The 289-nt window shown below is 66.8% G+C and carries 1 protein-coding gene; it reads right to left on the minus strand.

What is annotated here, in order from left to right; all coding sequences use genetic code 11:
- Positions 1-289: ATP-binding cassette domain-containing protein (locus JHD07_RS36425; RefSeq protein WP_291630983.1), on the minus strand; the 289-nt coding region annotated here is incomplete at both ends.

A 289-nucleotide genomic window follows, 5' to 3' on the forward strand; every position in this document is an offset into this window, starting at 1 on the left:
CAGGTCGATGTCGCTGACGAGCTTGGCGCCGCCTTTGCGGCGCTCCAGCACGATCTTGCGGCTGTGGAAGGCCTCGAGCTCGGCGCGATGCGCGACGCTGACGACGGTCGCCTTGGGCAGCGCCTCGGTGATCATCTTCATCATCTTGTCCTGGCTCTTCTCGTCCAGCGCCGAGGTCGCCTCGTCGAGCACGACGATGTCGGGGTTGTGCAGGAGCAGCCGCGCGAAGGCGAGTCGCTGCTTTTCGCCGCCCGACAGGGTCTGATCCCACGGCGCGTCCTCCTCGACT

This window comes from Bradyrhizobium sp. (genome assembly GCF_016462955.1).
GTDB lineage: Bacteria > Pseudomonadota > Alphaproteobacteria > Rhizobiales > Xanthobacteraceae > Bradyrhizobium.